This is a genomic window from Streptomyces sp. NPDC090022 (assembly GCF_044748145.1).
Taxonomy (GTDB): domain Bacteria; phylum Actinomycetota; class Actinomycetes; order Streptomycetales; family Streptomycetaceae; genus Streptomyces.
In genome coordinates, this window is sequence record NZ_JBIVFN010000003.1 from 127,421 (window position 1) to 153,467 (window position 26,047).

Sequence of the window (26,047 nt, forward strand, 5' to 3'; positions counted from 1 at the left end):
TGGTCAGGCTGCCTTTCGGTCGGAGCCCGGCGCCCACGGCGGCAGGATCGACGGGTATGCGGAGGGCGCCGGGGCGCCGTGCAGGTAGCGGGCGGTGCGGACCGCGCCGAGGAACGCCCGGAACACCGGACGGCCGGAAGGCACTTCGATGAGCCGGTGGCCGCGAGGCCGAAGGTTCAGCAGCGCGGTGCGGTGCACGCGCGGCGCCTCCTCCTCAGAGTCGTCGGCGAGGAGCGCAACCGGCGCGTGCCGCAGCGCGGCCAACTGCATCGGCTGCTCGGCGTACACCGTGGTGACCGGCTTCTTCGCACTGGTCTTGTAGTCGATCAGCCACAGCTGGCGGCGCCGGAACCGGCCGGTCGGCAGCCACAGCCACAGGTCCCCGGTGCCGGCGTATCCGTACTGCCGGTGGAAGACCGTGGTCTCGGTGGCCTCGATGTCACGGTCGAAGTCGACCTGCCACAGCCGAAAGAACCGGGCGAGCTGCTGCGCATACGGTTCGACCTCCGGATCCGCCGGATAGGGCGTGCCGAGGACGAGGTGTACGGCGCGGGCGTGGACGCGGGTGCCGAGGTTGGCGGCGCGTTCGGCGTTGCTGCTGGGGACGGCGACGAGTTCCTTGCGGAGCGCGGTCTTCTCGGTGCGGGCCCGGCGGGCGGTGCCGATCGGGTCGGCGATGACGCGGTCGGCGACGAGGCCGGCGCCCCAGGGGACGAGTGCGAAGGACTTGTTGACGGCGCAGCCGAGGACGTTGGTGACGGAGATGAGGTCGGGGCCCCCGGCGGGGTCGCTGTAGTAGCGACCCCGCTCGGTGTCCCGCGCCAGGCGCGGATCGGTCACCGGTCACCGACCTTCGTCAGCAGGTACTTGCGGTCGTTTTCCGCCCCCACCGGGTGGATCAGCCCCTCGCGCGCCAGCTGCTCCAGGTCACGGCGAGCGGTCGTCCGACACGGGATGCCCCGGGCCTGGTACTCGCGGTGGGCCATGCCCGTGGTGATCGGGCCGTCGTGGTCACGGAACAGGCGACGCAGGATGGCGAGACGGTCGGCGGCGCTCACGACGTCCTCCGATCCGCGTTCAGCAGCGCGGCGAGGTACTCGGCGAGGTGCGGGTCCGGGACCTCGATCACCAGCTCCGGGCAGCACTCGTGCAAGCCGCCGTCGGTGTCCTCGTGCTCCTCGTCCGGGCACACCGGGGCGATGCCGTCCGGGTCTCGGTCCTGCTCGATGCAGACGGTCCGCCAGCGGGCGGGCAGTGCCGCGATGACGGGTTCGCGGCGGATGCGGTTGAGGGCGCTCATTCGGCACCGCCCACCGCAGCGACGCCAGCCAGCCGGCGAAGTTCACCGACGGCCCAGTCGACACCAGCCGAAAAGTCCACGTCGCGGTCGGGGTTGACCCGGTTCAGCAGGTCAGCCGCGTCGCTCAGATCCTCGGCGCGGAAGTTCGCCGCGACCGTTGACGCCACCGCCACGGCGACGGTGTCGCTCGCCCCCAGGTGACGCAGGGCGGTCTCCAGATCAGACTGCGCGCTCATGCTGCCTCTCCGCGCTGCTGCGGGACGGACCGCTCGCGGCCGAGCTTGGTCATCTGCTCGCCGACGCGGACCGCCTGCGGGCCCGACAGCGCGATCTTCGTGGCGAGGCGGTCGACGAGCTTGGCCTGGAGCTCCTCGAAGGCGAATCCGCCAGCGGTGTCCAGCTCCATGAAGTCGTCGACGAACTCGTCGGAGCGCAGCAGGTCGAGGAGGTCGTGGACGTTGTTGACGACCAGCGGCGTCGCGTCGAGGGTGACCATGAGCGGGGTGGCCTCGACGTACAGCGGGCCGCGGGCGGGCTTGGGCGTGGTACTCACTGGTTCCCCCTGGTGGCGGTGCGGTAGGCGGCGCGGAGGCGCATGCGGGCGAGGATCTGGCGGTCGGTCGGCGCCTCCCAGCGGTGCCACCCCACGGGGCCCTTCCACCGCTGGCAGTGCTCGCGCTCCGGGATCCCGCAGTGCCGGCACCCGGACGGGGTGATCTCGCGGTCAGCCACGGGGGTACTCCGGGAGGTCGCGGCCGAGGCGGTACGCGTGCGGCTTCGGGCCCTCGTGCTGGTCCTCGGCGGGCTGGGGGTACGCGAAGTTGCCGCACTCGCAGGCCTCGGCGAAGCAGAACGGGCCATGGACGTTGTCCCAGTGCCCACAGGTGCAGCGGTACGTGCCGGGCGCCGTGCGCCTCAGCTCGACCTCGGACAGGCCAGCGCCGTTCCGCTCGACGGTCGCGGCGGCCATCTCGGCCTGGAACTGGCAGTTGCTGCACGGCTGGCCGTGGGTGTAGCCCGCGCCGCACTTCCGGCAGTCCTGGATGGGGGCGGGCCTCAGCGCCTCCAGCTCGGCCACCCGGGCTCGGAGTCGCTGTACCTCGTCGTGGGGCGGGCTCAGGAGCCAGCAGTGTCCGGCATGAGGCTCAGGCGTGGACTCCCACGGACGCCCACAGGTGCAGCCCTCGTGCTGGGCTGCGAACTCCTTCGCCTTGGTGCACCACGAGCTATGCGGCAGAGTGCAGCCCTCGCCGTCGCAGCCGTGAGCGAAGGTCTCCAACTCCTCGACGCGAGCCCGGAGCCGGTCCAGCTCGGCGGCCGTCTCCGGGGACTGCAACAGCCCCATGGCCTCCAGGTCGTACGCGAGTGCGGCCGGGAGCCTCTTGCCCTGCTGCATCGACGCGTGGATGGCACCCGCAGCAGCGTTCACACGGTGGACGTTCACGCCGCACGCTCCGGGGCCGTCGCCACCCACTCCAGCAGGGCAACCGCCTCATCCGTCGTCCGACCGTCCGCGTCACCCCAGTCGTCGACGTGACGCTCCAGACTGAACAAGTCCGTCCAGGCCGGACCGCCGTCGATCGCCATGGCCAGCACGCCGATCGCCATGTCCGCCATGAGGGAGTCGCGGTGCGGGTTGCCGGACACCACGCACTTGATCGCGGCGACGATGCTCATCGGCCGCAGCGTGTGCGGGATGCTCATCTCGCGGTCGAAGGCGTCGGGGACGTAGTCGCCCTGCCACAGGCCGCGTACCTGGAGGAGCCTGGCGGCGGCGAGGAGGGTGCCGTCGACCGTGGTCGGCGCCTTACGCCGGACCGGGAGGGCGACCAGGACCGTGCGGCGCGAGCCGTTCGGCAGGTCGGTGGGGCTAGGCTGGTGTTTCACGGTGTACCTCTCGTTCTTGTGTGCGAGGTGTGCCGAGGGGCTGTCACGGACCGGCCAGGGTCCGGGCGGCCCCGGTCTTTGTGGTGTGGTCAGGCGGCGGCCGGCGCGGAGTCCGCGGGCGGCGTGCGGCGCTTGGCCGGGTTGGTGAGGATCGGCCGCAGTGCGGCGATCAGCTCGGGCGGCATCGGCGGCGCGGCTTCGGCCTCGCGGCGGACGTGCTCGACGGCGTCGGGCCCGATGAGCGCGAGGCGCTCGGCGCGGGTCACGCGGCGACCTCTTCGATCAGGTCCGTGTTCGTGAGCCCGTAGGTGTCCCGGAGCTTCATGATCGTTCCGAGGCCCGGGGTGGAGCGGCCGCGCAGCATGCGGGATACGGCGGATTCCGAGATCCCCGTGCGCTTGGCGATGTCGACGGCGCGCTGGTCGCCGGCCTTGCGGGCGGCATCGCGGAGCTGGTCGATGCGCAGTCGGTAGGTCATGAGGTTGCACCTCCTTCCTTGCGGGGGAGCCAGACTTTCTGTCTCGCTCGCAAGAAAGGTAGCGCTGTTTCTGTCTTGCGCGCAAGCAAGAAATTGTGGAGGCGCTGTGTTTTCTCGAAATCGCACAATCGTTCGACTTTGCCTGATGAGGTGCGCACATGTCGGAAACCGGCCCTGACCTGCAACCTTGCGCGCGAGCCAGATAGCTGCATGTCGCTCGCGGGCGAGATACCGTGCCCCCATGCGGAGTGAATCGGTTCGGGCGCGGTTCGGCAGGCTCGTGTCAGAGGCGGCCCAGAGGGCGGGCTACGACCTCAACAGGCGCGGCGCAAAGGCAGACCTAGCGCGCGAAATGGGCATGACAGAGACGGCCACCGGACGAATGCTTTCCGGCCAGACCCTCCCTGACCCCTGGGCTTACGAGCGCATCGCCAAGGCCGTCGGCCTCGACCTGCGCGACCTACTCATCGAATCAGGGATCGCGTCCCCTGAGTCGCTGTCAACCCCCTCCCAAACAGGCGCAACAGGGGTAGGCTCGGACTCAATCACTCTCGACGAAGCGGCACATGCCCTAGGCCTATCCGACCCCGTGGCGCGCGAGATGCTCCGCGCAGCGGTCGAGAGGCAGCGGCGATTTCAGGACGCCGAGCGCGACGCCGACGAAGGCGGGGGTGCAGCAGCCCAGGGATAGGCGGGGGTACGGATGCACGACACAGCAACGCGCGCCAAAATCGGAGCCCTCGCGGCCGGCCTCGTGATGCTCTTCGCGGCCGGCATCGTCGCCTACGGCATTGTCGAGGACCACATCGCCTCCGCCATCGGGGGAGGCCTTGCAGGCCTTACGTCGGCCGCTCTCCTCATCCTCGCAAAGGTCCGTCTCTGGACCACCGACACCAGCGCCGAGCGCGCCGCCCTCGTTGCGGCCCGCCGCGAGACGGCCGCCGAGTACGCCCGGTACCTGGCTGCCCAGGGCGCCCTGGTCGCCGAGCAAGACCGTCGCGTGCGCGACCTCGAAGCCGAGCGTGCCGCGCTACACGCCCAGCTGCAGGCAGCGCGGGTCCGACTGCTTCAAGACGTAGAGGACCAGCGCGCCAGCATCCAGGTTGATGCGTACCTGGTCGGCCTCGACCACGGCCGCCGCGGCCTCGTCGACTCCACCTTCAAGCGTCAGTCGCAGGGCCAGGTCGTCCCCTTCCCCAGCCCTGCCAGCCCCACCCGCGAGCGGGCTACAGCCCATCCGGCAGACGCTGCTCAGGAACTTCCGGCAGCGCGCGACCGCGAGGCCGGCCGCCCATGAATCCCGGCTGCCCGTACCACGACAGCGTGACCCGGCCCGGCTCCAGTTTCCGCACGCCCTTATGCGATGCCGCGTGCAGGCGCACGGTTACGCACAACCGGATCACGGCGCGCTGCTGCTGCAAGTCATAGTCTTCCCAGAGTTCCTCTGGGTCGTCAGACTCAATCAGGTTCATCAGCACAGATGGAACCACCTGGGGCCGTGCCGCTGCCTTTGCCGCAGCGATCAGCGGCGCTAGGCGACGCTCCACAGCTGACAACCCGGCGATGGACAGGGCTGGCGTGCCGTCGCGATCGAAGGTGACCGAAGCGTCATGGGCCTCCTCAAGTTGCCGTTCCAGTGACTGCAAGCGGGCCTGGGCTGCGGCTACATCATGACCACCGTTGTTGATCTTCCGGAATACATCCCGGTTGTCGTCCCGCGAGAGGTACGCCATCAGCCCCTCTTCGACGTACGCGTTGATCCGCTTCTCGTTCATCGTGACGTGTGAAAACTCTGAGCACTTCACTGACGGATAACCCCGGTTGACGAATCCGCGTAGTACGGGCTCGCTGTTCGTGGCTTGCAGCTCCGGATGCCTCCCGCACAGGCCGATCCCCGATAGCAGGTGGACCGGAGTCAGGTCCGTGGTCCATGCCCGGCCCTCCATCGCCAAGATCGTCTGCACCGCCTGGAAGCGCTCGGGCGTGACCAGCGCGGGCCACGTCCCCTTTTTGAAGTCCTGGCCCTGGAACTTCCGGCGGCCCATGTACGTCGGATTTCTGAGAATGATCTGAACGTGCGAGATCTGCCACGGCTTGCCCCGCTGGGTGAGATGGCCGCCCTGGTTCAGGTCCCGAGCGATCGAACGCAGGCTCTTCCCCGACTCGGCCTCTTCCCAAATCCGGCGTACGAGCGGGCCTTGCACAGGATGCTCGAACTGCTCCAACAGGTAACCGGAATCTGGGTCGTAGTGTCGCTTGTAGCCTTCCGGCGTCTGCCCCCAGGGCTTGCCCGCGTCGGCCGTCTGCCGCGCGGTGCGAAGGTTCCGGTCCCGGATGTCCTCGGCTTCGCTCTCGGCCTGCACCGCATCGTGCGCGGTCGCCTTGCGGTCCGCGCTCTTGCTCAGGTCGTAGACCTGGCCTTTGTAGCACAGCAGGACCCCGGCATCGTGGCAGGCGCTCCGCAGCCGTACGTATGCCTCCAGGTCGCGGTAGTAGCGTGAGGCTTCGAAGGCGACGACGATGCGGCACTTCCCAGCGCGAATTCCCTTAAGCATCGCGTCGAAGTCGTCGCGGGCAACCCGTGCGTGCCGGCTGGCGGAGACGCCGTCGTCCCTGAACTCGTCGACGATGGGCCAGCCGAGTTGGGCACACAGCGCGCGCCCCTCCTTCAACTGGGCGGTGACCGAGCGGCCCTTCTTCTTAGGGTCGCGGCTGGCGCGGCCGTAGAGGTATGCGGGGAAGGGGCCTTGGTGGACTGCGTGCAGGTACTCCGGGTCGATCGGCATGGCTCAGAGTACCAACTTGGTATGCGCAATGAGATTATTGCTCCCGAGATCTTCCTGACGTGGGTCGCGGCCAGGACGCACACCATACGCATCGGCCACGGCGTGGTGTGCATGCCCTTCCACTTCAACCACCCGGTCCGGGTCGCCGAGCGCGCCGCCATGCTCGACCTGCTCTCCGGCGGCCGCGTCGACCTCGGCGCCGGCCGCGGTGGCACCGAGCAGGAGACCTCGCTGTGCGGGGTCGACCGCGACCGCACCACGCAGGAGGTCGAGGAGGCCCTGCGGATCATCGGGGCGGCGTGGCAGCGCGACGAGCTCGAGTACCACGGCGAGCTCATCGACATCGACCCGCACCCCATCCTGCCGCGCCCGCGGCAGACCCCGCACCCGCCGCTCTTCCTCGCGTGCAGCCGGGCCGAGACCCTGGTCCAGGCCGCCGAACTGGGCGTCGGCGCGCTGGTGATGGGTTTCGCCGGGCCCGAGTCGATCGCCTCGATGCGCGCGGTCTACGACGCGGCGCTCGCCCGGCGGGACGGGGGCCGCTTCGTCTCCACCGCCGTCAACGACCACTTCTCGGTGCTCTGCCCCACCATCGTGCTCGACGACCGCGAGCAGGCCCGCCGGATCGGCACCCGCGGCCAGCGCTTCTTCGCCCAGTCCATCGGCCACTGGTACGGCGGCGCGGGCGTGCCGGACGAGGCGGTGGTCGACGGCGCCGACGAGACGGCCGAGATGCGCAGGGCGGCCGAGCAGGTGGTGGCCCGGCTGCACGAGCTGGACATCCCCGTGAAACCCACCTCGACGGCCACCTTCAACGCCGACCACGCCTACGGCACGGCCGACGACGCCATCGCGTACGTGGAGCGGCTGAGGGCGGCGGGGGCCGACGAGATCATGTGCCTGATCCAGATGGGGACCGTGCCGCAGGAGGCCTGTCTGGAGACGCTGCGCCAGTGGGGCGAGAAGGTCATCCCGCACTTCCGCACCGCCTGAGCACCCGCCCCGCCGCCCTGCCGCCCCTCGCCCCACCGCCCCGCGCCCCCGCTCGCGTCCAGGAAAGGACCTCCCGTGTTCCCAGCCCCGCCGCCCGAAGCGGCGCCCGAGGCCGCCGGTCGGCTCGACCCGCGGGCGCGGCCCTTCGTACGCGCCCTCTCGGCCTTCTTCCCCGATCTCGGCGGCGCCGTCACCGACGCCGCCGAGGCCCGCCGGATCCTGGCCGCCGTGCCCCCGTCCGCCGCGCCGCCGCCCGAGGTGGGCTCCGTGGCCGACCGTATGGTCCCCGGCCCGCCCGGGGCGCCCCCGGTCCCCGTACGGATCTACCGGCCCGACCCGCTGCGGTGGCCCGGGCCGCGCCCCACCGTGGTCTTCACGCACGGCGGCGGCTTCGTCCTGTGCGACCTCGACACCTACGACGCCACCGTCCGCACCCTGTGCCGTACGGCCGGCGCCGTGGTCGTGTCCGTCGACTACCGGCGGGCCCCGGAGCACCGCTTCCCGGCGGCCGTCCTGGACGCCCACGCCGCCCTGTGCTGGGCCGGCGCGCACCTCGGTGACCTCGGCGGCCATCCCGGCGCCCTGGTCGTCGCGGGGGACAGCGCGGGCGGCAACCTGGCCGCCGCCGCCCTGCTGCACGCCGCGGGCGCGGGCCGCGGCGGGCCGAGGGTGGCCCTCCAGGCGCTTGTCTACCCCACGCTCGACGCCGCCCGGACCGGCGACTCCCACCGGCGCAACGCGGAGGGCTTCTACCTGACCGCGACGCACCTGAGGTGGTTCTGGGAGCAGTACCTGGGCCCGGGGGCGGACGGCGCCGACCCGCTCGCCTCCCCGCTGAACGCCGCCCCCGAGCTCCTCGCCGGGCTGCCGCCCGCCCATGTGGTGGTCGCCGGCTGCGACCCGCTGGCCGATGACGGCGTGGCCTACCACCGGCTGCTTCAAGCCAATGGAGTGCCGTCGGTCCTCGACCTGCACCCGGGGATGTTCCACGGCTTCCTGGCCCTGTCCCCGGTGCTGCCCGCGGCGGCGCAGGCCATGGAAAGACTGGGCGGAGCCATCGCCTCCATGGCAAACGACGGGAAGACTTTCGGTGGAGCAGGGGGTGGCGCCGAATAATTTCCCGAGTTCCCTCTTGAGCGGGAGAGCCTTGCGCGCATACGCTGTCACGACGTGAGGTTCTCCTGTGGAGGAAGTGACATGACGGAAACTCTTGTGCCGGGCGTGGGCGGTGGCGCGATAACCGCCGGTGCGCGGGTGGTGGACCACCCGGCGTGGCCCGAGCTCAAGGCCGCCGTGGAAGAGATCCGCCCCTGGCAGTCCAAGGACGGCTCCATCGACTTCGACGCGGACGCCGCTCCGAGCCGGGCGGCCGCCGAGGCCGCCGTCGAGCGCGTCGTCGCGGCCGTCGAGACGCTCTCCCCGCTGCTGCCGCACGCGACCGCGTACCACCGGGCCCTGGTCGGCGACCTGCGCAAGTGGGCCGCGGACGGCTTCCGGGAGCCGGACTTCCTCGACTCCCTGCTGGCCTTCCACCCCGCCGCCGAGCGCGCCGACGGGCTCCAGCACCTCGTCGTGTTCCCCATGTACACGCAGAACGGCAACCCGGACCGCAACCTGGAGGCCGTCGCGCTCAAGATGGTGTGGCCCGAGTGGCTCGCCGAGCTCGAGCGCACCCGGTACGACAACCCGCTCTTCCTCGGCATCACCTTCGAGGACTTCACCCCGGGCTACGACACCCACTCCGCGGTGCTCTTCCCGGAGACCATCGCCGTCCGCGAGGCCCCCGAGCGCTTCACCTGGGGCGGCATCTTCTGCGACCGCGAGGCCGCCCGCTACCGCAAGGTCACCGAGGCCGCCGTCGACATCCTGGGCATCGAGCTGCCCGAGGACATCGCGCGCATGGTCGAGGACCAGGAGCGCTGCGAGAAGGCCTTCGTCCTGTGGGACATGGTCCACGACCGCACCCACAGCCACGGCGACCTGCCGTTCGACCCCTTCATGATCAAGCAGCGCCAGCCGTTCTGGATGTACGGCCTGGAGGAGCTGCGCTGCGACCTCACCGCCTTCAAGGAGGCCGTGAAGCTGGAGTCCGAGGGCAACGAGCACGGCCGCGACGTGCAGTACGCCGTCCTGTTCGACCGGATGTTCCGCTTCCCGGTCTCGGGCGACCGCAACCGCAACTACGACGGCCTCGGCGGCCAGCTGCTCTTCGCGTACCTCCACAAGCACGACGTCGTGCGCTGGACGGACAACAAGCTGAAGATCGACTGGATGCGTGCCCCGCAGGTCACCAACGAGCTGTGCGCCGAGATCGAGGAGCTGTACCGGGCCGGCATCGACCGCCCCAAGCTCGTCCACTGGTTCAAGGCGTACGAGCTCGTCTCCACCTACCTGGCCCCGCACCCGGGATCCAAGTGGGCCAAGGGCCCCGACGCCCTGGACCTGACGCAGCCGCCGCGCAAGCTCGTGGACGACGTGCTTCCCGACGAGTTTCCGCTCAGCATGTTCTATGAGGCCCTCGCCAAGAAGCTCAAGGGCGTGATCGCCTCGACGAAGGGCATCACCGCCCTCGACGCCGAGCGGGTCGCCGCGTGAGCGCTCGCGCACAGGAGGCTTCCAGCATGAACGGCTCCGGGAACGGCAACGGAAAGCTCCACGGAGCGGTGGTGGCGGTGGCCGGGGCCGGCGGGCCCGCCGGCCGCGCCACCCTGCTCCGCCTGGCCGAGGCGGGCGCCACGGTCGTCGCGTCGGACGCGGACCCCACCCGTCTGGCCGAGGCCGTGGACGCGGCCCGCTACGCCCACGGCGGGGCCACCGTCACCGGTGACACCGTGGACCTGCTCGACCTGGAGGCCGCCAAGGCGTGGGCCGACCGGACCGAGAAGGAGTTCGGCCGGATCGACGGCCTGGTCCACCTGGTCGGCGGCTGGCGCGGCAGCGCCTCGTTCACCGAGACCGACCTCGCCGACTGGGACTTCCTCGAGAAGCTCCTGATCCGCACGGTCCAGCACACCTCCATGGCCTTCCACGACGGCCTGCTGCGCAGCGACAAGGGCCGCTACGTCCTGGTGAGCCAGGTCGGCGCGCACAAGCCGGTCGCCAACAACGCCGCGTACAACGCCGGCAAGGCGGCGGCCGAGGCCTGGACGCTGGCCATGGCCGACTCCTTCCGCAAGGCGGGGGGCGATGAGGGCCCGCGCGCGGCGGCTGCGATCCTGGTCATCAAGGCACTGGTGCACGACGCCATGCGCGCCGAGCGCCCCAATGCGAAGTTCGCGGGCTTCACCGACGTCACGGAACTGGCCGAGGCCATCGCCGGCGTCTGGGAGCGGCCCGCCTCCGAAGTGAACGGACAGCGTCTGTGGCTCACCCCGCAACCGTAAAGACCGACGCCCGCCGGCACCACGATCCTGCCGTGCGCGGCTTCGCGAGCGACAACTACGCGGGTGCGCATCCGGAGATCCTCGAGGCCATCGCCCTCGCCAACGGCGGCCACCAGGTCGCCTATGGCGAGGACGAGTACACCGAACACCTGCAGAAGGTCATCCGCAGCCACTTCGGCCCGTACTCCGAGGCCTTCCCGGTCTTCAACGGCACCGGCGCGAACGTCACCGCCCTCCAGGCGATGACGGACCGCTGGGGTGCGGTGATATGCGCCGAGAGCGCCCACATCAACGTCGACGAGGGCGGTGCGCCCGAGCGGATGGCGGGCCTGAAGCTGCTCACCGTCGCCACGCCGGACGGCAAGCTCACCCCCGAGCTGATCGACCGGCAGGCCTGGGGCTTCGACGACGAGCACCGGGCGATGCCGCAGGTCGTGTCGATCACCCAGAACACCGAACTGGGCACGGTCTACACCCCGGACGAGATCCGGGCGATCTGCGAGCACGCGCACGGGCTGGGCATGAAGGTGCACCTCGACGGTGCCCGGATAGCCAACGCCGCGGCCTCGCTGGACGTGCCGATGCGCACGTTCACCAACACCGTGGGCGTCGACGTGCTGTCGTACGGTGGCACGAAGAACGGCATGCTCTTCGGTGAGGCCGTGGTGGTCCTCAACCCGGACGCGGTCCGGCAGATGAAGCACGTCCGCAAGATGTCGATGCAGCTCGCGTCGAAGATGCGGTTCGTCTCCGTCCAGCTGGAGGCCCTGCTCGCCAAGGACCTGTGGCTGCGCAACGCCCGGCACTCCAACGCGATGGCGCAGCGGCTGGCGGAAGGCGTCCGGCACGTCGACGGGGTGGAGATCCTCTACCCGGTCCAGGCGAACGCCGTCTTCGCCAAGCTCCCGCACGAGGTGACGCTGCGCCTGCAGAAGCGCTACCGCTTCTACTTCTGGAACGAGGCCGAGGGCCACGTCCGCTGGATGTGCGGCTTCGACACGCAGGAGGAGGACGTGGACGGTTTCCTCCAGGCCCTCAAGGAAGAGATGGCCCGCTGACTCGACAGTCGGCGTGATACGCCGTCCGGCGCCGCCCGTCCGACGGGCGGCGCCGGACGGCGTATCCGCGCTTGCGGCGGCCGCGGGCGCGGCCGAGCCTGGCCCCATGCGAGAGCCCAAAGTGGCGGTGCACCCGCCCGACAGCCGGGGGTTGCGCGAGGTCACGCTGAGCGGCAAGCGGGTGGGCAGCGCCTGGTCGGCCAGGGACCTGCGCCGGGTGCTGACCCGGTTCGGCCACCCCCGGGACGCGGACCTGGACGACCGTACGTCCATACGCTGGCTCGGCGGCGGCAGCGACGTCTGGCCCGACCGCCGAGCCCGCAGACTGGGCGTCATGGGCCTGATGGTGGCCGGTCTGGCCGCTTCCATGGTCATGCTCGTCGTGATCGGCAAGCCCGACGCCCTGGGCGCCCTGACCTTCGCCGGGCGGCTCACGGGATTCCTGTTCGTCATCGCGGGGCTGGCGCAGGGCGGGGCCGCCTTCGCGGCCCTGGACTACTGGGGGAAGAGGGAGCACCGGTTTTCCGGCGTGCTGGTCCTGCTCGGTGTCCTCATCACCTTCGCCGGCTGTTTCCTCCTGCTGTTCATCTGGTTCGAGGAGCGCGAATACACGCGCTATGCGCTGGCCTTCTTCCCCCTCTTCGGCTGGTCGCTGTGGGGGATCTGGCTGCTCGGCCGTGACCGGGTGTGGCGGGGAATTCCGCACCCCAGGAAAATCGCCGTGGGCGTGGTCGCCACCGGCGCGCTGGCGGCGACCAATCTGGGCTATTCGGCCCTCTACCAGCCGACGTCCACACCCCTGGTCGTCAAGGTGGACGCGAGTTTCGGAACCCCGCGCATGGATCCGAGCCGTCCGGTCGTCCACCTTCCGGTGACCTTCTCCGCGAAGAACACGGGAAAGGTCGGCGTCTACGTCACCAACGACCAGTACCTGGTCCAAGGGCGGGCGTCCGCCTATTCGGAGAAGGGGGCGGGCCTGGGCGAGTGGAAGAAGGTCACCCTCGCGCAGATCAACGACGTGGGCCGGTACGTGGCCGGTACGCGGGTGACCACGATCGCCACCGGTCCCTTCTACGGGTCGGGGGCGTGGCTGGAGCCCGATGAGGAGTACCGGGTGGTCAAGGTGGTCCAGGTGCCCGCCCGTGCCGGGTTCGACTCGATCGAGGCGTGGCTCAATGTGGAGCTGATGCGGAAGGACCGCGGCAGGATCGACGAAGTCAGATTCCAGGAGCCCCACTATTCGTGGGAGAAGAGCGCCGGCAAGATGTACTGCCCCGAATGCGACGAGCACACCGTTCATCACGCCCGGGTCCGTCACAACAGCAACCTCATCAACGTGACGCGGCGGCCGCGTTTCATCACCGCCCTGTGGTGGGCGCATCCCGAGGGGTCCAAATTCTGGACGGCGATCACGACGTTCGACTTCGTCCGGCGGGACGAGATCACCGACAGGGAGGTCGAGCGGGAAGCGGAGCGGTACGGTATTGCCTTCGCGTGGACCACCGCGGCCGTCCCGTTCGCGGCCCTGCCCACCCGGCCCCCGGCTCAGGGCGCCGAATAGCCCTTCTCCGGGTTCGGCCGGGCCGGGAGCGGCAGCTCGGGCCCCGGCCGCGGCACCGCCCGCGTGGGGCGGATCGACAGGTGGAGGACGGCCCCCGCCAGTTGCAGCGCGGCGACGGCCAGCAGCAGGGCGTACGGGGGAGCGGCCGCCGCGAGGCCGACCAGGGCGGCGCCCGCCGAGGCCGCCGTCACCTTCAGGCCCGCGCCGAGGGTGAAGACCTGCGTGCGCACCGCCGCGGGCGCCCCTTCCGAGCGGATCCGCAGGGTCGACGTCAGCAGCGGACCGTCGCAGACCCCGGCCACCGCGAACAGCACGGCCGCCACCGTCACCGACGGCGCGAACGCGGCACCGGCCAGCGCCAGTCCCGTCCCCGTCAGCGCCCAGCGCGCCATCCGTCCCGGCGCCACCGCCGTGATCCGGCCCAGTGTCAGCGCTCCGCCCAGGGCGCCGACGGCGAACGCCGTCAGCAGCAGGCCGCCGCCGTCGGGGCTGCCCAGCCGGCCCGCGAACAGCACCGCGCTGGTACTCAAGCCCCCGACCCCGACGAACGCCAGCGTCGTCGCCGAGGTGATCGCCCGCAGTTCCCGCACCCGCCACAGCGCGGCCAGCCCCGCCGCCATCCCGGCCCGCAGCGAGGCCGCGGCCGTGGCCGGCGGTTTCGCGTCGTACGGCAGGGTGGCCGCCAGGACCGCGGCCAGCGCACACCCGGCCGCCAGCAGCAGGACCGCCGTTCCCGCCGACCCCAGGGCCGCGAAGGCGCTGACGACCGCGGGGGAGGTCACACCGGCCGCGTTGTACGTGACGGCGTCCCACGCGTACGCCCGGTCGAGCCGGGGGCCCGCCGGGACCAGCCCCGCGACCAGGCTGGACAGCCCGCCCGTCACCATCGGACCGCAGGAACCGCCGGCCATCGCCACCACCAGCACCACCGGCGTCGGGGCCCGGCCCACCAGCAGCGCCAGCGCCGCCATGCACAGTGCGAAGCCGGCGAGCGAGGCCACGTGGAACAGCCGCGGCCGGCGCGTCCGCGAGGCCGCCGCCCCCGTCAGCGGAGCGGCCAGTACGTGCGGCGCCAGCCACGCCGTCAGGACGAACGCGCCGTGCGCCGCGCTGCCGGTGCGCTCCAGCGTCAGCAGGACCAGGGCGATGCCCATGCCCTCGGAGGCCAGTCGCGCGGCCAGCGCCGCGCCCAGATATCGCCGTAACGCCATCATGCCTCAAGACGTTACAGTGACGTGTGAACGGATTCGACCCCGCCCTGCGCCTGTTCGACATCGCCGAGGCGGTCCGCCAGGACCCCGAACTGCCCCGCGCCGGGCTCGCCGCCCTGCTCGCCCGGCACGGTGAAGCCTCGCAGGACCTCCGGGAGCCCGCCTTCAGCGAGGCTGGAGCGGCCGAACTGCGGGCCGCCGCGCGCCGGATGGGCGCCCTCATCGCCGAACCGGACGCGGACCGCGCCGCCGAGGCCGTCAACGCCCTGTTCGCCGAGTGCGGCGCGCGGCCCCGGCTGACCCGGCACGACGGCCACCCCTGGCACCTGCACGTCGACCGCGGTCCCGAGGCGGGCTGGGGGGAGTGGTTCCTGGCCTCCGGGGCGCTCGCGCTCGCCGAGCTGCTCACCGCGCACGGCCGTGTCGTCTGGGGTGCCTGTCCCGCCGCGGGCTGCGGCCGCTATTTCCTCGGCGCCGGTCCCGGCAGCCCCCGCCGGTACTGCTCCACCGCCTGCGCCACACGGGTCCGCGTCGCGGCGCACCGCAGCCGCCGGCGCGCGGGCCAATAGGAAACTTTCTTGACGGACATCGTTGTCGGCTTGGCATGAGCATGAGTATCTTCGGGCCCCGGAACCCCTCCGACCGGAAGGCCCCCCATGCGTTTCGGACTCCCCGCCGGGCTCTGCGCCGGGCTCGCGGCGCTCGCCCTGGGCTCAATGCCCACGGCGGCCGCCCCCGCCGCCGCGTCCGCCGCCCCCGCGTCCGCTGTGGCCCCAGCGGCCGCCGCTCCCGCCCGGTTCACCCATCCCGGCGTCCTCAACAGCCGCGCCCAGCTGGACTTCGTACGCGCCAAGGTGCAGGCCGGCGAGCAGCCCTGGAAAGCGGCGTACGACCAGATGCTCGCGAGCAAGTACGGCTCGCTCTCCCGGACGCCCAAGCCCCGCGCCGTGGTCGAGTGCGGGTCGTACTCGAACCCGAACATCGGCTGCAGCGACGAGCGCGAGGACGCCATCGCCGCCTACAGCCACGCGCTGGCCTGGTACATCACCGGGGACACCCGGTACGCCAGGAAGTCCATCGAGCTGATGGACGCCTGGTCGGGCACGATCAAGGACCACACCAACTCCAACGCCCCGCTGCAGAGCGGCTGGGCGGGCTCCACCTGGCCGCGCGCCGCCGAGATCATCAAGCACACCTACCCCGGCGGCTGGCCCCGGCAGGGGCGGTTCGCCACCATGCTGCGCACCGTCTACCTGCCCGAGGTCATCGGCGGCAAGCCGAACAACAACGGCAACTGGGAACTGATCATGATGGACGCCGCGATCGGCATCGCGGTCCACCTCGACGACAAGGCGAGCTACGACAAGGCCATGGCCGTCTACCTCGGCCGGGTCCCCGCGTACTTCTACCTGAAGTCCGACGGCGCGCAGCCGAAGTACCCGCCGCGTTCCACCATCGACACCCGCAGCGAGCTGATCGACTACTGGCACGACCAGACCACGTTCGTCGACGGCCTCGCCCAGGAGACCTGTCGGGACTTCGGGCACACCGGCATGGCCATCGCCGCGACCATGCACGTCGCCGAGACCTCACGCATCCAGGGCCGTGACCTCTACCCCGCGTTCACGGACCGGTTCCGGCACGCGCTCGGCTTCCACGCCGGCTACGAGCTCGGCGAGGCCGTGCCGTCCTGGCTGTGCGGCGGCACGCTCACCAAGGGGATCGGGCCGGCCACCGAGGTCGGCTACAACGCCCTCGCCCACCGCCTCGGCATCACCATGAACAAGACCCGGCAGCTCACCGAGTCACGGCGGCCCGCCGGCACCGAGAACCACTTCGAGGCGTGGGAGACCCTCACCCACGCCTCGAACCCCCACTGACCGGGGAGCCGTCCTCAGGACGCGCCGGCCTCGCGCACCTGCGCCGGGGTCGGCGCCGTCCCGCCGAGGTGGGCCGGCAGCCACCACGAGTCCTGCGGACCCTTGGGCTTGGCGGGGTACGCCTTCTGCGCCGCCTCCAGCAGTTCCTGGACCCGCTCGCGCAGCCGCCGCGTGATGGCACCCGCGTACTGGTCGCCCGGCGCCTCGATCGGCTCGCCCACCCGCATCGTCACCGGGATGTGGCTGCGCCGGAGGTCCTTCGGCCGGCCCTTGGTCCACAGCCGCTGCGTGCCCCACAGCGCCATCGGGATCAGCGGGACGCCCGCCTCCTGCGCCATCCGCGCCGCACCCGACTTGAAGCTCTTCAGCGTGAACGACTGCGAGATCGTCGCCTCCGGGAACACGCCGATGATCTCGCCCGAGCGCAGTGCCTCCAGCGCCTGCTGGTACGCCGCCTCACCCTGCTTGCGGTCCACCGGGATGTGCTTCATCGCGCGCATCAGCGGACCGGACACCTTGTGGCGGAAGACCGAGTCCTTGGCCATGAAGCGCACCAGACGCTTCGACGGCCGCGCCGTCAGCCCGGTGAAGATGAAGTCGAGATAGCCGATGTGGTTGGAGACCAGCACCGCCCCGCCCTTGCGCGGGATGTTCTCGGTGCCCTTCATGTCGATCCGGATGTCCAGCGCACGGAACAGCGTGTGCGCCGCGCCGACCACGGGGGGATAGACGAGCTCAGCCATCGTGGGGAGACCCCGCTTTCTGCCTGGGGAGGTGCTCCCGGCCGGAAGTTACGCCAACGTAGGTAACGTGGCCATGGGGATCGTGCCCCAAACACGGGCCGCTGGCCAGCCCAGACGCCCGTGCCCGGCGAGATTCTTGTCACGCAGGGAATCATGACGGGAATGCCGGGCGCCTCCGGAGCGCTCGGACCAGCGTACGAACGGAACGCGAGCGGGACGGACGGCGGGCCTCCGCCGGGGACGGAGCACACGTGCAGGGGGACAGGGACCGGGCCCGGCTGGGTATGGCGGAGCTGGGTGCTCGGCTGGGCGAGCGGGCCACCCTCGTGCAGTTCTCCAGCGCCTTCTGCCAGCCCTGCCGGGCCACCCGGCGGATCCTCGCCGAGGTCGGCGCGCTGGTCCCGGGCGTCGCGCACATCGAGATCGACGCGGAGGAGCACCTCTCCCTGGTCCGCGCGCTCGGGATCGTCCGGACGCCCACCGTGCTGGTCCTGGACGCGACGGGAACCGTCGTGCGCCGCGCCGCCGGGATGCCGCGCAAGGCCGATGTGATCGCGGCACTGGGCGCGGCCGTACGAGAAGCCGTATGAGCGGCGGTAGGAGAGGACCGGCGGGTCCGGCCCGTACGCCGGTACACGCGCCCGCACCGAGCGTGACGCGTCCGACATCTGTCCGTACCCGCTTGACTGCGCGCCGCCGCGATCGACAGGCTGACGCACGGAACGCGCAGTGGAAGGAACTGACCTGCTCATGACGGCCCCCTCGGCCCCCACGGCAGCCGCCCGGACGGGATCGCCCGAGCTGCTGCGCTCCGTGTTCCGTCAGCATGCCGCCGGTGTCGCGGTGATCACGGCCGTGGACGGCGGCCGTCCCGTCGGCTTCACCGCCACCTCGCTCAACTCGGTCTCCGCCGACCCGCCATTGCTGTCGTTCTCCATCGGCACCGGTTCCTCCAGCTGGCCGGCGATATCCGGCTCCGACCACGTCGGCGTCCACATACTCGCCGAGGACCAGCGGGACCTGGCCGGGCTGTTCGCCCGCAGCGGCGCCGACCGCTTCGGGGACCCGACGCTCTGGAGCGCCGGTCCGCAGGGCGTGCCGGTGCTGGACGGGGTGCTGGCGTGGCTGGTGTGCCGGGTGGTGGCCCGGGTGCCGGCCGGGGAGCACCGGGTGATCATCGCGGAGGCGGTTGCGGGACACTCGCTGGGGGAAGGCCGCGGGGAAGGCCGTCCCCTGCTGTACCACCAGGGTCGCTTCAACGCGCTGCGGGACTGAATCGTCCCTGCTGGGGCGGGTTCGGGTGGCGTTGGCAAGGTCACAGTGCAGCGACCTTGCCTCCTGGTGGGAGGCACGCTGTACTGACGAGTAACATTTCGTTCGGAGCGCGGGCCGCCCCGAGCGGGAACCGCCCAGTAAGGCGCCTATGCTGCCTGCACAGGGCAGCAGCCAGAAAAGACGATGCAGTAGGAGAGCCGGCGTGAGCTTGAGGATCGTTGTCTGTGTGAAGTACGTGCCCGACGCCACCGGCGACCGGCACTTCGCCGATGACCTGACCGTCGACCGCGATGACGTCGACGGCCTGCTGTCGGAGCTCGACGAGTACGCCGTCGAGCAGGCGCTGCAGATCGCCGAGGACGCGGACGACGCGGAGATCACCGTCCTGACGGTCGGTCCCGAGGACGCCAAGGACGCGCTGCGCAAGGCGCTGTCGATGGGCGCCGACAAGGCCATCCACGTCGAGGACGACGACCTGCACGGCACCGACGTCATGGGCACCTCGCTGGTGCTCGCCAAGGCCATCGAGAAGGCCGGGTACGACCTGGTCATCGCCGGTATGGCCTCGACCGACGGTGTCATGGGCGTGCTCCCGGCGATCCTGGCCGAGCGTCTGGGCGTCCCGCAGGTCACCCTGCTCTCCGAGGTCAAGGTCGAGGACGGCACCGTCAGCGGCCGCCGCGACGGCGACTCCGCGAGCGAGCAGCTCCAGGCCTCCCTCCCGGCGGTCGTCTCCGTGACCGACCAGTCCGGCGAGGCCCGCTACCCCTCCTTCAAGGGCATCATGGCCGCCAAGAAGAAGCCGGTGGAGTCCTGGGACCTGGAGGAGCTGGAGATCGAGGCGGACGAGGTCGGCCTCGAGGGCTCCTGGACCGCGGTCGACTCCGCGGCGCAGCGCCCGGCCCGCACCGCCGGCACGATCGTCAAGGACGAGGGCGAGGGCGGCAAGCAGCTGGCTGCCTTCCTTGCGGAGCAGAAATTCATCTAGGCAACAGCCTGGCCGGCCAGAAGTTCATCTCAGGGCTTCGGTCACCTCAACCGCCCCCTCACACTTCGCAATCGCTGGAGAAGTCCCATGGCTGAAGTTCTCGTCTACGTCGACCACGTGGACGGTGCCGTCCGCAAGCCCACCCTCGAACTGCTGACGCTGGCCCGCCGCATCGGCGAGCCCGTCGCCGTCGCCCTGGGCGCCGGTGCCGCCGACACCGCCGCCGTGCTCGCCGAGCACGGTGCGGTCAAGGTCCTCACCGCCGACGCCCCCGAGTTCGCCGACTACCTCGTCGTACCAAAGGTGGACGGGCTCCAGGCCGCCTACGACGCCGTCTCCCCGGCCGCCGTGCTCGTCCCGTCCTCCGCCGAGGGCAAGGAGATCGCGGCCCGCCTGGCGGTCCGTATCGGCTCCGGCATCATCACCGACGCCGTCGACCTCGAGGCCGGCGACGAGGGCCCGGTCGCGACGCAGTCCGCGTTCGCCGCCTCCTTCACCACCAAGTCCCGTGTCTCCAAGGGCACGCCGGTCATCACCGTCAAGCCGAACTCGGCCCCGGTGGAGGCCGCCCCGGCCGCCGGTGCCGTCGAGGCGCTCGCCGTCACCTTCGGCGCCCTGGCGACCGGCACCAAGGTCGTCGCCCGCACCCCGCGCGAGTCGACCGGCCGCCCCGAGCTGACCGAGGCCGCGATCGTGGTCTCCGGCGGCCGTGGCGTCAACGGCGCCGAGAACTTCGCGATCATCGAGGCCCTGGCCGACTCGCTCGGTGCCGCCGTCGGCGCCTCCCGCGCCGCGGTCGACGCCGGCTGGTACCCGCACTCCAACCAGGTCGGCCAGACCGGCAAGTCGGTCTCCCCGCAGCTGTACATCGCCTCCGGCATCTCCGGCGCGATCCAGCACCGGGCCGGCATGCAGACCTCGAAGACCATCGTGGCCATCAACAAGGACTCCGAGGCCCCGATCTTCGACCTGGTCGACTACGGCGTGGTCGGCGACCTGTTCCAGGTCGTCCCGCAGCTGACCCAGGAGATCCAGGCGCGCAAGGGCTGACCTGCGCAGACGCTGTGACGCGGGGCCGCGTGGTGACACTCACCACGCGGCCCCTCGGCGTTTCCTGCAACCATTGACTGAGCGGAACCCCCTGACTAAATTCTGCTATGCGGATCAATGCTTCCGTGAAGCGGAAAAGAGGAGAGTGCAGGATGGGTCAGCAGGAGAAGGTCGCGACGAGCCTCGCGGGTGCGGTCAGCGAGGGCATCAGCGCTTCCCTCGCACCGGTGGACGCGGAACTCGCGCGCCGGTACCCGGGCGACCCCGGCACCCGCCAGCCGATCCACACCGTCTACGTCCCCGGTGACGTCTTCACCCCCGGCACCATCCGCTCCTGGGGCGACCAGGCCCTCGCCGCCCTCGACGAGCACGCCCCCGACGCCGCCACCCTCGCCAAGGTCCTCGGCATCTCCGACGAGCTGGCCGGCCCGGTCTACGAGCGCGTGCGCGCCAAACTGGCCGCCGAGCCGATCGAGGACCTGCGCATCGACTTCGAGGACGGCTTCGGCGTCCGCTCCGACGAGGAGGAGGACCAGGCCGCGGCCCGCGCCGCCCGCCTCGTCTCCGAGTCCTTCGCCAACGGCACCAACGCGCCGTACATGGGCATCCGCATGAAGTGCATGGAGTCCAACGTCCGCGACCGCGGCATCCGCACCACCGACATCTTCCTCTCCGGCCTCCTCGCCCACGGCGGCCTGCCCGAGGGCCTGGTCCTCACCCTGCCCAAGGTCACCTACCCCGAGCAGGTCACCGCCTTCGTCCAGCTGCTGGAGGCGTTCGAGACCACCCGCGGCCTGCGCCCGGGCCGGCTCGGCTTCGAGATCCAGGTCGAGACCAGCCAGGCCATCCTGGCCGCCGACGGCACCGCCGCCGTCGCCCGCATGATCGACGCCGCCAAGGGCCGCGCCACCGGACTGCACTACGGCACCTTCGACTACAGCGCCTGCGTCGGCGTGTCCGCCGCCTACCAGTCCAGCGACCACCCGGCCGCCGACCACGCCAAGGCCGTCATGCAGGTCGCGGCCGCCGGCACCGGCGTACGCGTCTCCGACGGCTCGACCAACGTCCTGCCGGTCGGCACCACCGAGCACGTCCACGAGGCGTGGAAGCTGCACTACGGCCTGACCCGCCGGGCCCTGGCCCGCGCCTACTACCAGGGCTGGGACATGCACCCGGGCCACCTCCCCACCCGCTACGCCGCCGTCTTCGCCTTCTACCGCGAGGGCCTCGAGGCCGCCGCCGGCCGGCTGAAGGCGTACGTGGCCAAGATCGAGGGCGACGTCATGGACGAGCCCGCGACCGCCAAGGCCCTGGCCGGCTACCTCGTGCGCGGCCTGAACTGCGGCGCCGTCGGCGCCGACGAGGTCACCGCCCTCACCGGCCTGACCCGCGCCGAGATCGACGCCTTCGCCATCCCGCGCCGCTCGGCCACCCTGACGGCCACCGCGTGACGTCCGCCCGCCCCTGAACGCGCGTGCCCGCCCCACCGGACCCGGTCCGGTGGGGCGGGGGCTCAGCCGGCGGGCGGGACTTCGCCCGAACCGCGTGCGATCAGCCGGGTCGGCAGCTCGATCCGCTCGGTGGCCAGGTCGGCGCCCGCCAGCCGCCGGAACAGCCGGTCGGTGGCGACCCGGCCCAAAGCGGCCGCGTCCTGGGCGACCACGGTGACGCCCGGACGCAGCAGGTCGGCCAGTTCGAAGTCGTCGAAGCCGACCAGCGCCACCGGCCGGGCCGCGGCGGCCAGCACCCGGACCACGGTCACCGTGACCCGGTTGTTGCCGGCGAACAGAGCGGTCACCGGCTCCGGCCCGGCCAGCATCGCGGTGGCCGCCGCCGTCACCCGGCCCGGATCGGTGGAACCGAGCGCCGTCCAGGCGTCCGCCACCGGCAGTCCCGCCGCCGCCATCGCCGCGCGGTAGCCGCGCAGCCGCTCGGTCGCGGTGTGGATGCGGGGATGGTCACCGAGGAAGCCGATCCGGCGGTGGCCGTGCGCGATCAGGTGCGCCACGCCGTCGCGGGCGCCGCCGAAGCTGTCCGAGAGCACCACGTCCGCGTCGATGCGGCCCGCCGGACGGTCGACGAACACCGTGGCCACCCCGGCGCGCATCTCCGGCTCCAGGTACCGGTGGTCGTCCCCGGCCGGAATCACGATCAGCCCGTCCACCCGGCGCGCGCACAGCGCCAGCGCCAACTCCCGCTCCCGGTCGGGGTCCTCGGCACTGGAGCCGTTGATCAGCAGCGCGCCGTGGGCACGGGCCACCTCCTCCACCGACCGGTTCAGCGGACCGTAGAAGGGGTCCGCGAGGTCCTCCAGGACCAGGCCGACGGTGGCGGTGCGGCCCTTGCGCAGCACCCGCGCGCTGTCGTTGCGGCGGAACCCAAGGGCGTCGATGGCCTCCTGGACCCGCTTCTCGGTGTCCGGGGTGACCCCCGGCTCACCGTTGACGACCCGGGACACCGTCTTCAGGCCCACCCCGGCGCGGGACGCCACGTCCTTCATCGTCGGTCGCCGGCCGTAACGCGGTTCGGACGGGCGGCGGGTGTGCTGCACGGTTCGTGGACCTCCGGCGGAGACGGACGGGGCGATCGGGGGGCGGGACTGCGGAACGGCGGGACTGCGGAACGGCTGGACTGCGGAACGGCTGGACTGCGGGACGCTTCGGGACGGGGCTCCGACCTTGAGGATAAGCACCTCGGCCGATAACCGGGTTTCCGTGGCAGGGTGGTGCGGGCAGGCCACTGGGGGCTTCGGACGAGGCATGGCGAGTCATGGGGAGAGGGATCGACGTGATTGTCTGGATCAACGGTGCTTCCGGCGCCGGGAAGACCAGCACGGCCCGCGAACTGACCGGACTCCTGCCGGACAGCACCCTGTACGACCCGGAGACCGTCGGCGGCGCGCTGCGGCAACTCCTCCCGCGCAAACGCCTCGACGAGGTGACCGACCACCAGGACCTGCCCAGCTGGCGGCGGCTGGTGGTGGACGGGGCCGCCGCGGTGCTCGCCGAACTGGGCGGCACCCTCGTGGTGCCCATGACCCTGCTGCGGCAGGACTACCGCGACGAGATCTTCGGCGCGCTCGCAGCGCGCCGGATCCCGGTACGCCACGTGGTCCTGGACCCTGGGGAAACGATCCTTCGCTCCCGCCTCGCGGACGCCGGCGAGGACCCCGGGGCCCCGGACCACCGGGCCGACGGCGAGCTGCGGGCCTGGCGGGCGGCGCTCGACGGCTGGCTCGCGGGGGACGCCCTGCGGGTGGACACCGCGCAGCTGACACCCCGGCAGACCGCCGAACACATCGCGCGGGCCGTGCGCACGGGCGCCGCCGGGACCTGCGACATCGTCCAGACTCCCGAGCCGACGCGGGAGACCGTCGCGGCCGGGGTCCTGCTCTTCGACGACCGCGACCGGGTGCTGCTGGTGGATCCGACGTACAAGCCGGGCTGGGAGTTCCCCGGCGGGGTCGTCGAGGCGGGGGAGGCGCCCGCCCGGGCCGGGGTCCGCGAGGTCGAGGAGGAGCTCGGCCTCGCCCTGGACCGCGTACCGGGGCTGCTGGTGATGGACTGGGAGCCGCCCTGCCCGCCGGGGTTCGGAGGGCTGCGGCTGCTCTTCGACGGCGGGCGGCTGGACGAGGCGGCCGTCGGGCGGCTGCGGCTGCCCGGCCCGGAGCTGCGCGCCTGGCGGTTCGTCACGGAGGCGGAGGCGGCGGGGCTGCTCCCGCCGGTCCGCTACGAACGGCTGCGCTGGGCCCTGCGCGCCCGCGAACGCGCCACGGTCCTCAACCTGGAGGCGGGCGTCCCGGTGGGCTGACGGGGCGGGCGGGGTGTCCGCGGGCGGGGTGTTCGGCGTGCGCGGGCGTCCGTACAGGCCCCGCGTCCGTCCAGGGATACGTGGCCGCCCAGGGCCGTATGAGGCCCTGGGCGGACGGTGGCCGGGGTGGCCGGGGTGGCCGGACGGTTCGTCGGCCGGCGGTGGTGGTGCCTACGGGCGCTTGGACTCCGCGTAGTTCACCAGGAACAGCGCCTCGACCACCGACAGCCGCTCCAGCTCCTCCGGCGACACGCTCTCGTTGACCGCGTGGATCTGCGCCGCCGGCTCGCTCAGCCCGATCAGCAGCATCTCCGCCTCCGGGTAGAGCGAGGTCAGCGCGTTGCACAGCGGAATCGAGCCGCCCATGCCCGCGATCTGCATCTCCTGGCCCGGGTAGGCCACCTTCATCGCCGCCGCCATCGACGCGTACGCCGGGCTGCCGGTGTCCGCCTGGAACGGCTGGCCCTGGCCGACGACTTCCAGCTCCAGGCGCGCCTTCCACGGGGTGTGCGCGACCAGGTGCGCCTGCAGCAGCTCGATGGCCTCGGCCGTGTCCACGCCCGGCGGAATGCGCAGGCTGATCAGCGCACCCGCGCTCGCGTGCACCGACGGCGTCGCACCGATGACCGGCGGGCAGTCGATGCCCAGCACGGTCACGGCCGGACGGGCCCACAGCCGGTCGGCCACCGTGCCCTCACCGATCAGTCCGACGCCGTCGAGCACCTTCGCGTCGGCGCGGAAGTCCGCCTCCGGGTACTGCAGGCCCTCCCAGACGCCGTCCGAGGCCAGCCCGTCCACCGTGGTGGAACCGTCCGCCGCGCGCAGCGAGTCCAGCACCTTGATCAGGGCCGCCAGCGCGTCGGGCGCGGCGCCGCCGAACATGCCCGAGTGCAGGTTTCCGGCCAGCGTGTCGATCTTGACCTTGAGCAGGGTCATCCCGCGCAGGGTGGCGGTCACCGTCGGCAGACCGGTGCGGAAGTTGCCCGCGTCGCCGATGACGATGGTGTCGGCGGTCAGCAGTTCGGGGTTGGCCTCGGCGTACTGCTGGAGGCCGCCCGTGCCCTGTTCCTCGGAACCCTCGACGATGACCTTCACGCTCACCGGCACGCCACCGTTGGCCTTCAGCGCGCGCAGCGCCAGCAGGTGCATGATGAAGCCGCCCTTGCAGTCGGCCGCGCCGCGCCCGTACCAGCGGCCGTCGCGCTCGGTCAGCTCGAACGCCGGGGAGATCCAGGCGGCGTCGTCCAGCGGCGGCTGCACGTCGTAGTGCGCGTACAGCAGCACGGTCGGCGCGCCCTCGGGGCCGGGCAGGAAGCCGTACACGGACTGGGTGCCGTCGGGGGTGTCCAGCAGGGCGACGTCCTGGAAGCCCTCGGCGCGCAGCGCGGCCGCCACCCAGTTCGCGGCCTTCTCGCTCTCGCTGCGCGGGAACTGGGCCCAGTCCGCGACCGACTGGAAGGCCACCAGCTCGGCAAGCTCCTGCTGGGCGCGGGGCATCAACGAGGCGACGGTCTCGGCGATCGGATGGGACGGCATGGGCACGCTCCTCTTGGGTGCGACGTTGTTCTGCGTAGGCCGGGTACGGCGAAGTCGGTTCCGATCCTCGCACAGGAGGACGAGGCGGCCTTCCCGGCCGTTCGCCGT

At 71.7% G+C, this 26,047-nt stretch carries 31 protein-coding genes; 16 read left to right on the forward strand and 15 right to left on the reverse strand.

The features are described 5' to 3' along the window. Positions 1-3: 3 nt before the first annotated feature. The 10 genes from ACIPXB_RS08450 to ACIPXB_RS08495 all read right to left on the reverse strand — a co-directional run bounded on the left by ACIPXB_RS08450 (position 4) and on the right by ACIPXB_RS08495 (position 3,665). Entirely contained in the window at positions 4-840 is an 837-nt protein-coding gene (locus ACIPXB_RS08450) for a hypothetical protein (protein ID WP_401446188.1), read from the reverse strand. Next, a complete protein-coding gene (locus tag ACIPXB_RS08455; protein ID WP_401446191.1) occupies positions 837-1,058 on the reverse strand; it encodes a hypothetical protein in 222 nt (73 codons plus the stop codon). The genes ACIPXB_RS08450 and ACIPXB_RS08455 overlap by 4 nt, the downstream gene beginning before the upstream one ends. Beyond that, positions 1,055-1,300, reverse strand: a complete 246-nt coding sequence (locus ACIPXB_RS08460) for a hypothetical protein (protein WP_401446194.1) — start codon at positions 1,298-1,300, stop codon at positions 1,055-1,057. The genes ACIPXB_RS08455 and ACIPXB_RS08460 overlap by 4 nt, the downstream gene beginning before the upstream one ends. Continuing rightward, on the reverse strand, positions 1,297-1,536 hold the full coding sequence (locus ACIPXB_RS08465; protein ID WP_401446197.1) for a hypothetical protein: 240 nt from the start codon (positions 1,534-1,536) through the stop codon (positions 1,297-1,299). Before ACIPXB_RS08465 ends, ACIPXB_RS08460 begins: the two co-directional genes overlap by 4 nt. After that, positions 1,533-1,853 carry a hypothetical protein gene (locus tag ACIPXB_RS08470; RefSeq protein ID WP_401446200.1) on the reverse strand — a complete coding sequence of 107 codons (321 nt, stop codon included), beginning with the start codon at positions 1,851-1,853 and terminating at the stop codon, positions 1,533-1,535. Before ACIPXB_RS08470 ends, ACIPXB_RS08465 begins: the two co-directional genes overlap by 4 nt. Then, complete coding sequence (locus ACIPXB_RS08475; RefSeq protein ID WP_401446203.1) at positions 1,850-2,032, reverse strand: hypothetical protein; 183 nt, start codon at positions 2,030-2,032, stop codon at positions 1,850-1,852. Before ACIPXB_RS08475 ends, ACIPXB_RS08470 begins: the two co-directional genes overlap by 4 nt. Then, complete coding sequence (locus tag ACIPXB_RS08480; RefSeq protein ID WP_401446205.1) at positions 2,025-2,729, reverse strand: hypothetical protein; 705 nt, start codon at positions 2,727-2,729, stop codon at positions 2,025-2,027. Before ACIPXB_RS08480 ends, ACIPXB_RS08475 begins: the two co-directional genes overlap by 8 nt. 11 nt (positions 2,730-2,740) lie before the next feature. Then, the gene (locus ACIPXB_RS08485; protein WP_401446207.1) at positions 2,741-3,187 is read right to left on the reverse strand and encodes a hypothetical protein; all 447 of its coding nucleotides are present in this window, start codon (positions 3,185-3,187) and stop codon (positions 2,741-2,743) included. Between the two features lie 89 nt (positions 3,188-3,276). Next, complete coding sequence (locus ACIPXB_RS08490; protein ID WP_401446210.1) at positions 3,277-3,453, reverse strand: hypothetical protein; 177 nt, start codon at positions 3,451-3,453, stop codon at positions 3,277-3,279. Next, the gene (locus tag ACIPXB_RS08495) at positions 3,450-3,665 is read right to left on the reverse strand and encodes a helix-turn-helix domain-containing protein (protein WP_401446213.1); all 216 of its coding nucleotides are present in this window, start codon (positions 3,663-3,665) and stop codon (positions 3,450-3,452) included. Before ACIPXB_RS08495 ends, ACIPXB_RS08490 begins: the two co-directional genes overlap by 4 nt. 241 nt (positions 3,666-3,906) lie before the next feature. Here ACIPXB_RS08495 and ACIPXB_RS08500 point away from each other — a divergent pair, with 241 nt between their 5' ends. Then, positions 3,907-4,356: an XRE family transcriptional regulator gene (locus ACIPXB_RS08500; protein ID WP_401446216.1), complete on the forward strand. Its 450-nt coding sequence runs from the start codon at positions 3,907-3,909 to the stop codon at positions 4,354-4,356. A 12-nt stretch (positions 4,357-4,368) separates the two neighbouring features. Further along, a complete protein-coding gene (locus ACIPXB_RS08505; protein WP_401446219.1) occupies positions 4,369-4,962 on the forward strand; it encodes a hypothetical protein in 594 nt (197 codons plus the stop codon). Here ACIPXB_RS08505 and ACIPXB_RS08510 read toward each other — a convergent pair. Further along, the gene (locus ACIPXB_RS08510; RefSeq protein ID WP_401446222.1) at positions 4,892-6,451 is read right to left on the reverse strand and encodes a recombinase family protein; all 1,560 of its coding nucleotides are present in this window, start codon (positions 6,449-6,451) and stop codon (positions 4,892-4,894) included. The two genes, ACIPXB_RS08505 and ACIPXB_RS08510, sit on opposite strands and share 71 nt — an antisense overlap. Positions 6,452-6,472: 21 nt before the next feature. Between ACIPXB_RS08510 and ACIPXB_RS08515 the strand changes: the two genes are divergently transcribed. The 6 genes from ACIPXB_RS08515 to ACIPXB_RS08540 all read left to right on the forward strand — a co-directional run bounded on the left by ACIPXB_RS08515 (position 6,473) and on the right by ACIPXB_RS08540 (position 13,446). Next, entirely contained in the window at positions 6,473-7,444 is a 972-nt protein-coding gene (locus ACIPXB_RS08515; RefSeq protein WP_401446225.1) for an LLM class flavin-dependent oxidoreductase, read from the forward strand. Between the two features lie 75 nt (positions 7,445-7,519). Continuing rightward, a complete protein-coding gene (locus ACIPXB_RS08520; RefSeq protein WP_401446228.1) occupies positions 7,520-8,560 on the forward strand; it encodes an alpha/beta hydrolase in 1,041 nt (346 codons plus the stop codon). A gap of 81 nt (positions 8,561-8,641) precedes the next feature. After that, complete coding sequence (locus ACIPXB_RS08525) at positions 8,642-10,039, forward strand: DUF6421 family protein (RefSeq protein ID WP_401446231.1); 1,398 nt, start codon at positions 8,642-8,644, stop codon at positions 10,037-10,039. A 26-nt stretch (positions 10,040-10,065) separates the two neighbouring features. Next, positions 10,066-10,827: an SDR family NAD(P)-dependent oxidoreductase gene (locus tag ACIPXB_RS08530; protein WP_401446233.1), complete on the forward strand. Its 762-nt coding sequence runs from the start codon at positions 10,066-10,068 to the stop codon at positions 10,825-10,827. Next, entirely contained in the window at positions 10,806-11,885 is a 1,080-nt protein-coding gene (locus tag ACIPXB_RS08535; protein ID WP_401446236.1) for a threonine aldolase family protein, read from the forward strand. Before ACIPXB_RS08530 ends, ACIPXB_RS08535 begins: the two co-directional genes overlap by 22 nt. Positions 11,886-11,991: 106 nt before the next feature. After that, positions 11,992-13,446: a hypothetical protein gene (locus ACIPXB_RS08540; protein ID WP_401446238.1), complete on the forward strand. Its 1,455-nt coding sequence runs from the start codon at positions 11,992-11,994 to the stop codon at positions 13,444-13,446. Here the strand turns inward: ACIPXB_RS08540 and ACIPXB_RS08545 are convergent. Beyond that, positions 13,431-14,660, reverse strand: a complete 1,230-nt coding sequence (locus ACIPXB_RS08545) for an MFS transporter (protein WP_401446240.1) — start codon at positions 14,658-14,660, stop codon at positions 13,431-13,433. The genes ACIPXB_RS08540 and ACIPXB_RS08545 overlap by 16 nt on opposite strands. 23 nt (positions 14,661-14,683) lie before the next feature. On the opposite strand from ACIPXB_RS08545, the gene ACIPXB_RS08550 reads away from it, so the two are divergent. Both ACIPXB_RS08550 and ACIPXB_RS08555 read left to right on the forward strand, forming a co-directional pair. Next, positions 14,684-15,226, forward strand: coding sequence for a CGNR zinc finger domain-containing protein (locus ACIPXB_RS08550; protein WP_401446243.1), 543 nt, complete (start codon positions 14,684-14,686; stop codon positions 15,224-15,226). Between the two features lie 87 nt (positions 15,227-15,313). Further along, positions 15,314-16,537, forward strand: a complete 1,224-nt coding sequence (locus ACIPXB_RS08555) for an alginate lyase family protein (RefSeq protein ID WP_401446246.1) — start codon at positions 15,314-15,316, stop codon at positions 16,535-16,537. Positions 16,538-16,551: 14 nt separating this feature from the next. Here the strand turns inward: ACIPXB_RS08555 and ACIPXB_RS08560 are convergent, their stop codons facing one another. Next, positions 16,552-17,280 (reverse strand): lysophospholipid acyltransferase family protein, encoded by a 729-nt coding sequence (locus ACIPXB_RS08560; RefSeq protein WP_401446249.1) that lies wholly within the window; start codon positions 17,278-17,280, stop codon positions 16,552-16,554. A gap of 284 nt (positions 17,281-17,564) precedes the next feature. Between ACIPXB_RS08560 and ACIPXB_RS08565 the strand changes: the two genes are divergently transcribed. The 5 genes from ACIPXB_RS08565 to ACIPXB_RS08585 all read left to right on the forward strand — a co-directional run bounded on the left by ACIPXB_RS08565 (position 17,565) and on the right by ACIPXB_RS08585 (position 22,044). Next, complete coding sequence (locus tag ACIPXB_RS08565) at positions 17,565-17,870, forward strand: TlpA family protein disulfide reductase (protein ID WP_401447146.1); 306 nt, start codon at positions 17,565-17,567, stop codon at positions 17,868-17,870. A 160-nt stretch (positions 17,871-18,030) separates the two neighbouring features. Next, entirely contained in the window at positions 18,031-18,555 is a 525-nt protein-coding gene (locus tag ACIPXB_RS08570; protein WP_401446252.1) for a flavin reductase family protein, read from the forward strand. Between the two features lie 202 nt (positions 18,556-18,757). Continuing rightward, positions 18,758-19,543: an electron transfer flavoprotein subunit beta/FixA family protein gene (locus ACIPXB_RS08575; RefSeq protein ID WP_401446255.1), complete on the forward strand. Its 786-nt coding sequence runs from the start codon at positions 18,758-18,760 to the stop codon at positions 19,541-19,543. Between the two features lie 87 nt (positions 19,544-19,630). Further along, the gene (locus tag ACIPXB_RS08580; protein ID WP_401446258.1) at positions 19,631-20,593 is read left to right on the forward strand and encodes an electron transfer flavoprotein subunit alpha/FixB family protein; all 963 of its coding nucleotides are present in this window, start codon (positions 19,631-19,633) and stop codon (positions 20,591-20,593) included. A 152-nt stretch (positions 20,594-20,745) separates the two neighbouring features. Further along, positions 20,746-22,044: a DUF6986 family protein gene (locus tag ACIPXB_RS08585; RefSeq protein WP_401446261.1), complete on the forward strand. Its 1,299-nt coding sequence runs from the start codon at positions 20,746-20,748 to the stop codon at positions 22,042-22,044. Positions 22,045-22,106: 62 nt separating this feature from the next. Here ACIPXB_RS08585 and ACIPXB_RS08590 read toward each other — a convergent pair whose 3' ends face one another. Then, the gene (locus ACIPXB_RS08590; RefSeq protein WP_401446264.1) at positions 22,107-23,093 is read right to left on the reverse strand and encodes a LacI family DNA-binding transcriptional regulator; all 987 of its coding nucleotides are present in this window, start codon (positions 23,091-23,093) and stop codon (positions 22,107-22,109) included. A 287-nt stretch (positions 23,094-23,380) separates the two neighbouring features. Between ACIPXB_RS08590 and ACIPXB_RS08595 the strand changes: the two genes are divergently transcribed. Then, positions 23,381-24,403: an NUDIX domain-containing protein gene (locus tag ACIPXB_RS08595; RefSeq protein ID WP_401446267.1), complete on the forward strand. Its 1,023-nt coding sequence runs from the start codon at positions 23,381-23,383 to the stop codon at positions 24,401-24,403. A gap of 171 nt (positions 24,404-24,574) precedes the next feature. Here ACIPXB_RS08595 and ACIPXB_RS08600 read toward each other — a convergent pair whose 3' ends face one another. Beyond that, entirely contained in the window at positions 24,575-25,939 is a 1,365-nt protein-coding gene (locus tag ACIPXB_RS08600; RefSeq protein WP_401446270.1) for a dipeptidase, read from the reverse strand. Between the last annotated feature and the right edge of the window lie 108 nt (positions 25,940-26,047).

Excerpts from the sequence above, each read along its gene's own strand:
- ACIPXB_RS08460 (WP_401446194.1), bottom strand. The coding sequence starts at position 1,300 with ATGAGCGCCCTCAACCGCATCCGCCGCGAACCCGTCATCGCGGCACTG.
- ACIPXB_RS08465 (WP_401446197.1), bottom strand. The coding sequence starts at position 1,536 with ATGAGCGCGCAGTCTGATCTGGAGACCGCCCTGCGTCACCTGGGGGCG.
- ACIPXB_RS08495 (WP_401446213.1), bottom strand. The coding sequence starts at position 3,665 with ATGACCTACCGACTGCGCATCGACCAGCTCCGCGATGCCGCCCGCAAG.
- ACIPXB_RS08500 (WP_401446216.1), top strand. The coding sequence starts at position 3,907 with ATGCGGAGTGAATCGGTTCGGGCGCGGTTCGGCAGGCTCGTGTCAGAG.
- ACIPXB_RS08505 (WP_401446219.1), top strand. The coding sequence starts at position 4,369 with ATGCACGACACAGCAACGCGCGCCAAAATCGGAGCCCTCGCGGCCGGC.
- ACIPXB_RS08510 (WP_401446222.1), bottom strand. The coding sequence starts at position 6,451 with ATGCCGATCGACCCGGAGTACCTGCACGCAGTCCACCAAGGCCCCTTC.
- ACIPXB_RS08515 (WP_401446225.1), top strand. The coding sequence starts at position 6,473 with ATGCGCAATGAGATTATTGCTCCCGAGATCTTCCTGACGTGGGTCGCG.
- ACIPXB_RS08525 (WP_401446231.1), top strand. The coding sequence starts at position 8,642 with ATGACGGAAACTCTTGTGCCGGGCGTGGGCGGTGGCGCGATAACCGCC.
- ACIPXB_RS08530 (WP_401446233.1), top strand. The coding sequence starts at position 10,066 with ATGAACGGCTCCGGGAACGGCAACGGAAAGCTCCACGGAGCGGTGGTG.
- ACIPXB_RS08540 (WP_401446238.1), top strand. The coding sequence starts at position 11,992 with ATGCGAGAGCCCAAAGTGGCGGTGCACCCGCCCGACAGCCGGGGGTTG.
- ACIPXB_RS08545 (WP_401446240.1), bottom strand. The coding sequence starts at position 14,660 with ATGATGGCGTTACGGCGATATCTGGGCGCGGCGCTGGCCGCGCGACTG.
- ACIPXB_RS08555 (WP_401446246.1), top strand. The coding sequence starts at position 15,314 with ATGCGTTTCGGACTCCCCGCCGGGCTCTGCGCCGGGCTCGCGGCGCTC.
- ACIPXB_RS08560 (WP_401446249.1), bottom strand. The coding sequence starts at position 17,280 with ATGGCTGAGCTCGTCTATCCCCCCGTGGTCGGCGCGGCGCACACGCTG.
- ACIPXB_RS08565 (WP_401447146.1), top strand. The coding sequence starts at position 17,565 with ATGGCGGAGCTGGGTGCTCGGCTGGGCGAGCGGGCCACCCTCGTGCAG.
- ACIPXB_RS08570 (WP_401446252.1), top strand. The coding sequence starts at position 18,031 with ATGACGGCCCCCTCGGCCCCCACGGCAGCCGCCCGGACGGGATCGCCC.
- ACIPXB_RS08580 (WP_401446258.1), top strand. The coding sequence starts at position 19,631 with ATGGCTGAAGTTCTCGTCTACGTCGACCACGTGGACGGTGCCGTCCGC.
- ACIPXB_RS08585 (WP_401446261.1), top strand. The coding sequence starts at position 20,746 with ATGGGTCAGCAGGAGAAGGTCGCGACGAGCCTCGCGGGTGCGGTCAGC.
- ACIPXB_RS08590 (WP_401446264.1), bottom strand. The coding sequence starts at position 23,093 with ATGAAGGACGTGGCGTCCCGCGCCGGGGTGGGCCTGAAGACGGTGTCC.
- ACIPXB_RS08600 (WP_401446270.1), bottom strand. The coding sequence starts at position 25,939 with ATGCCGTCCCATCCGATCGCCGAGACCGTCGCCTCGTTGATGCCCCGC.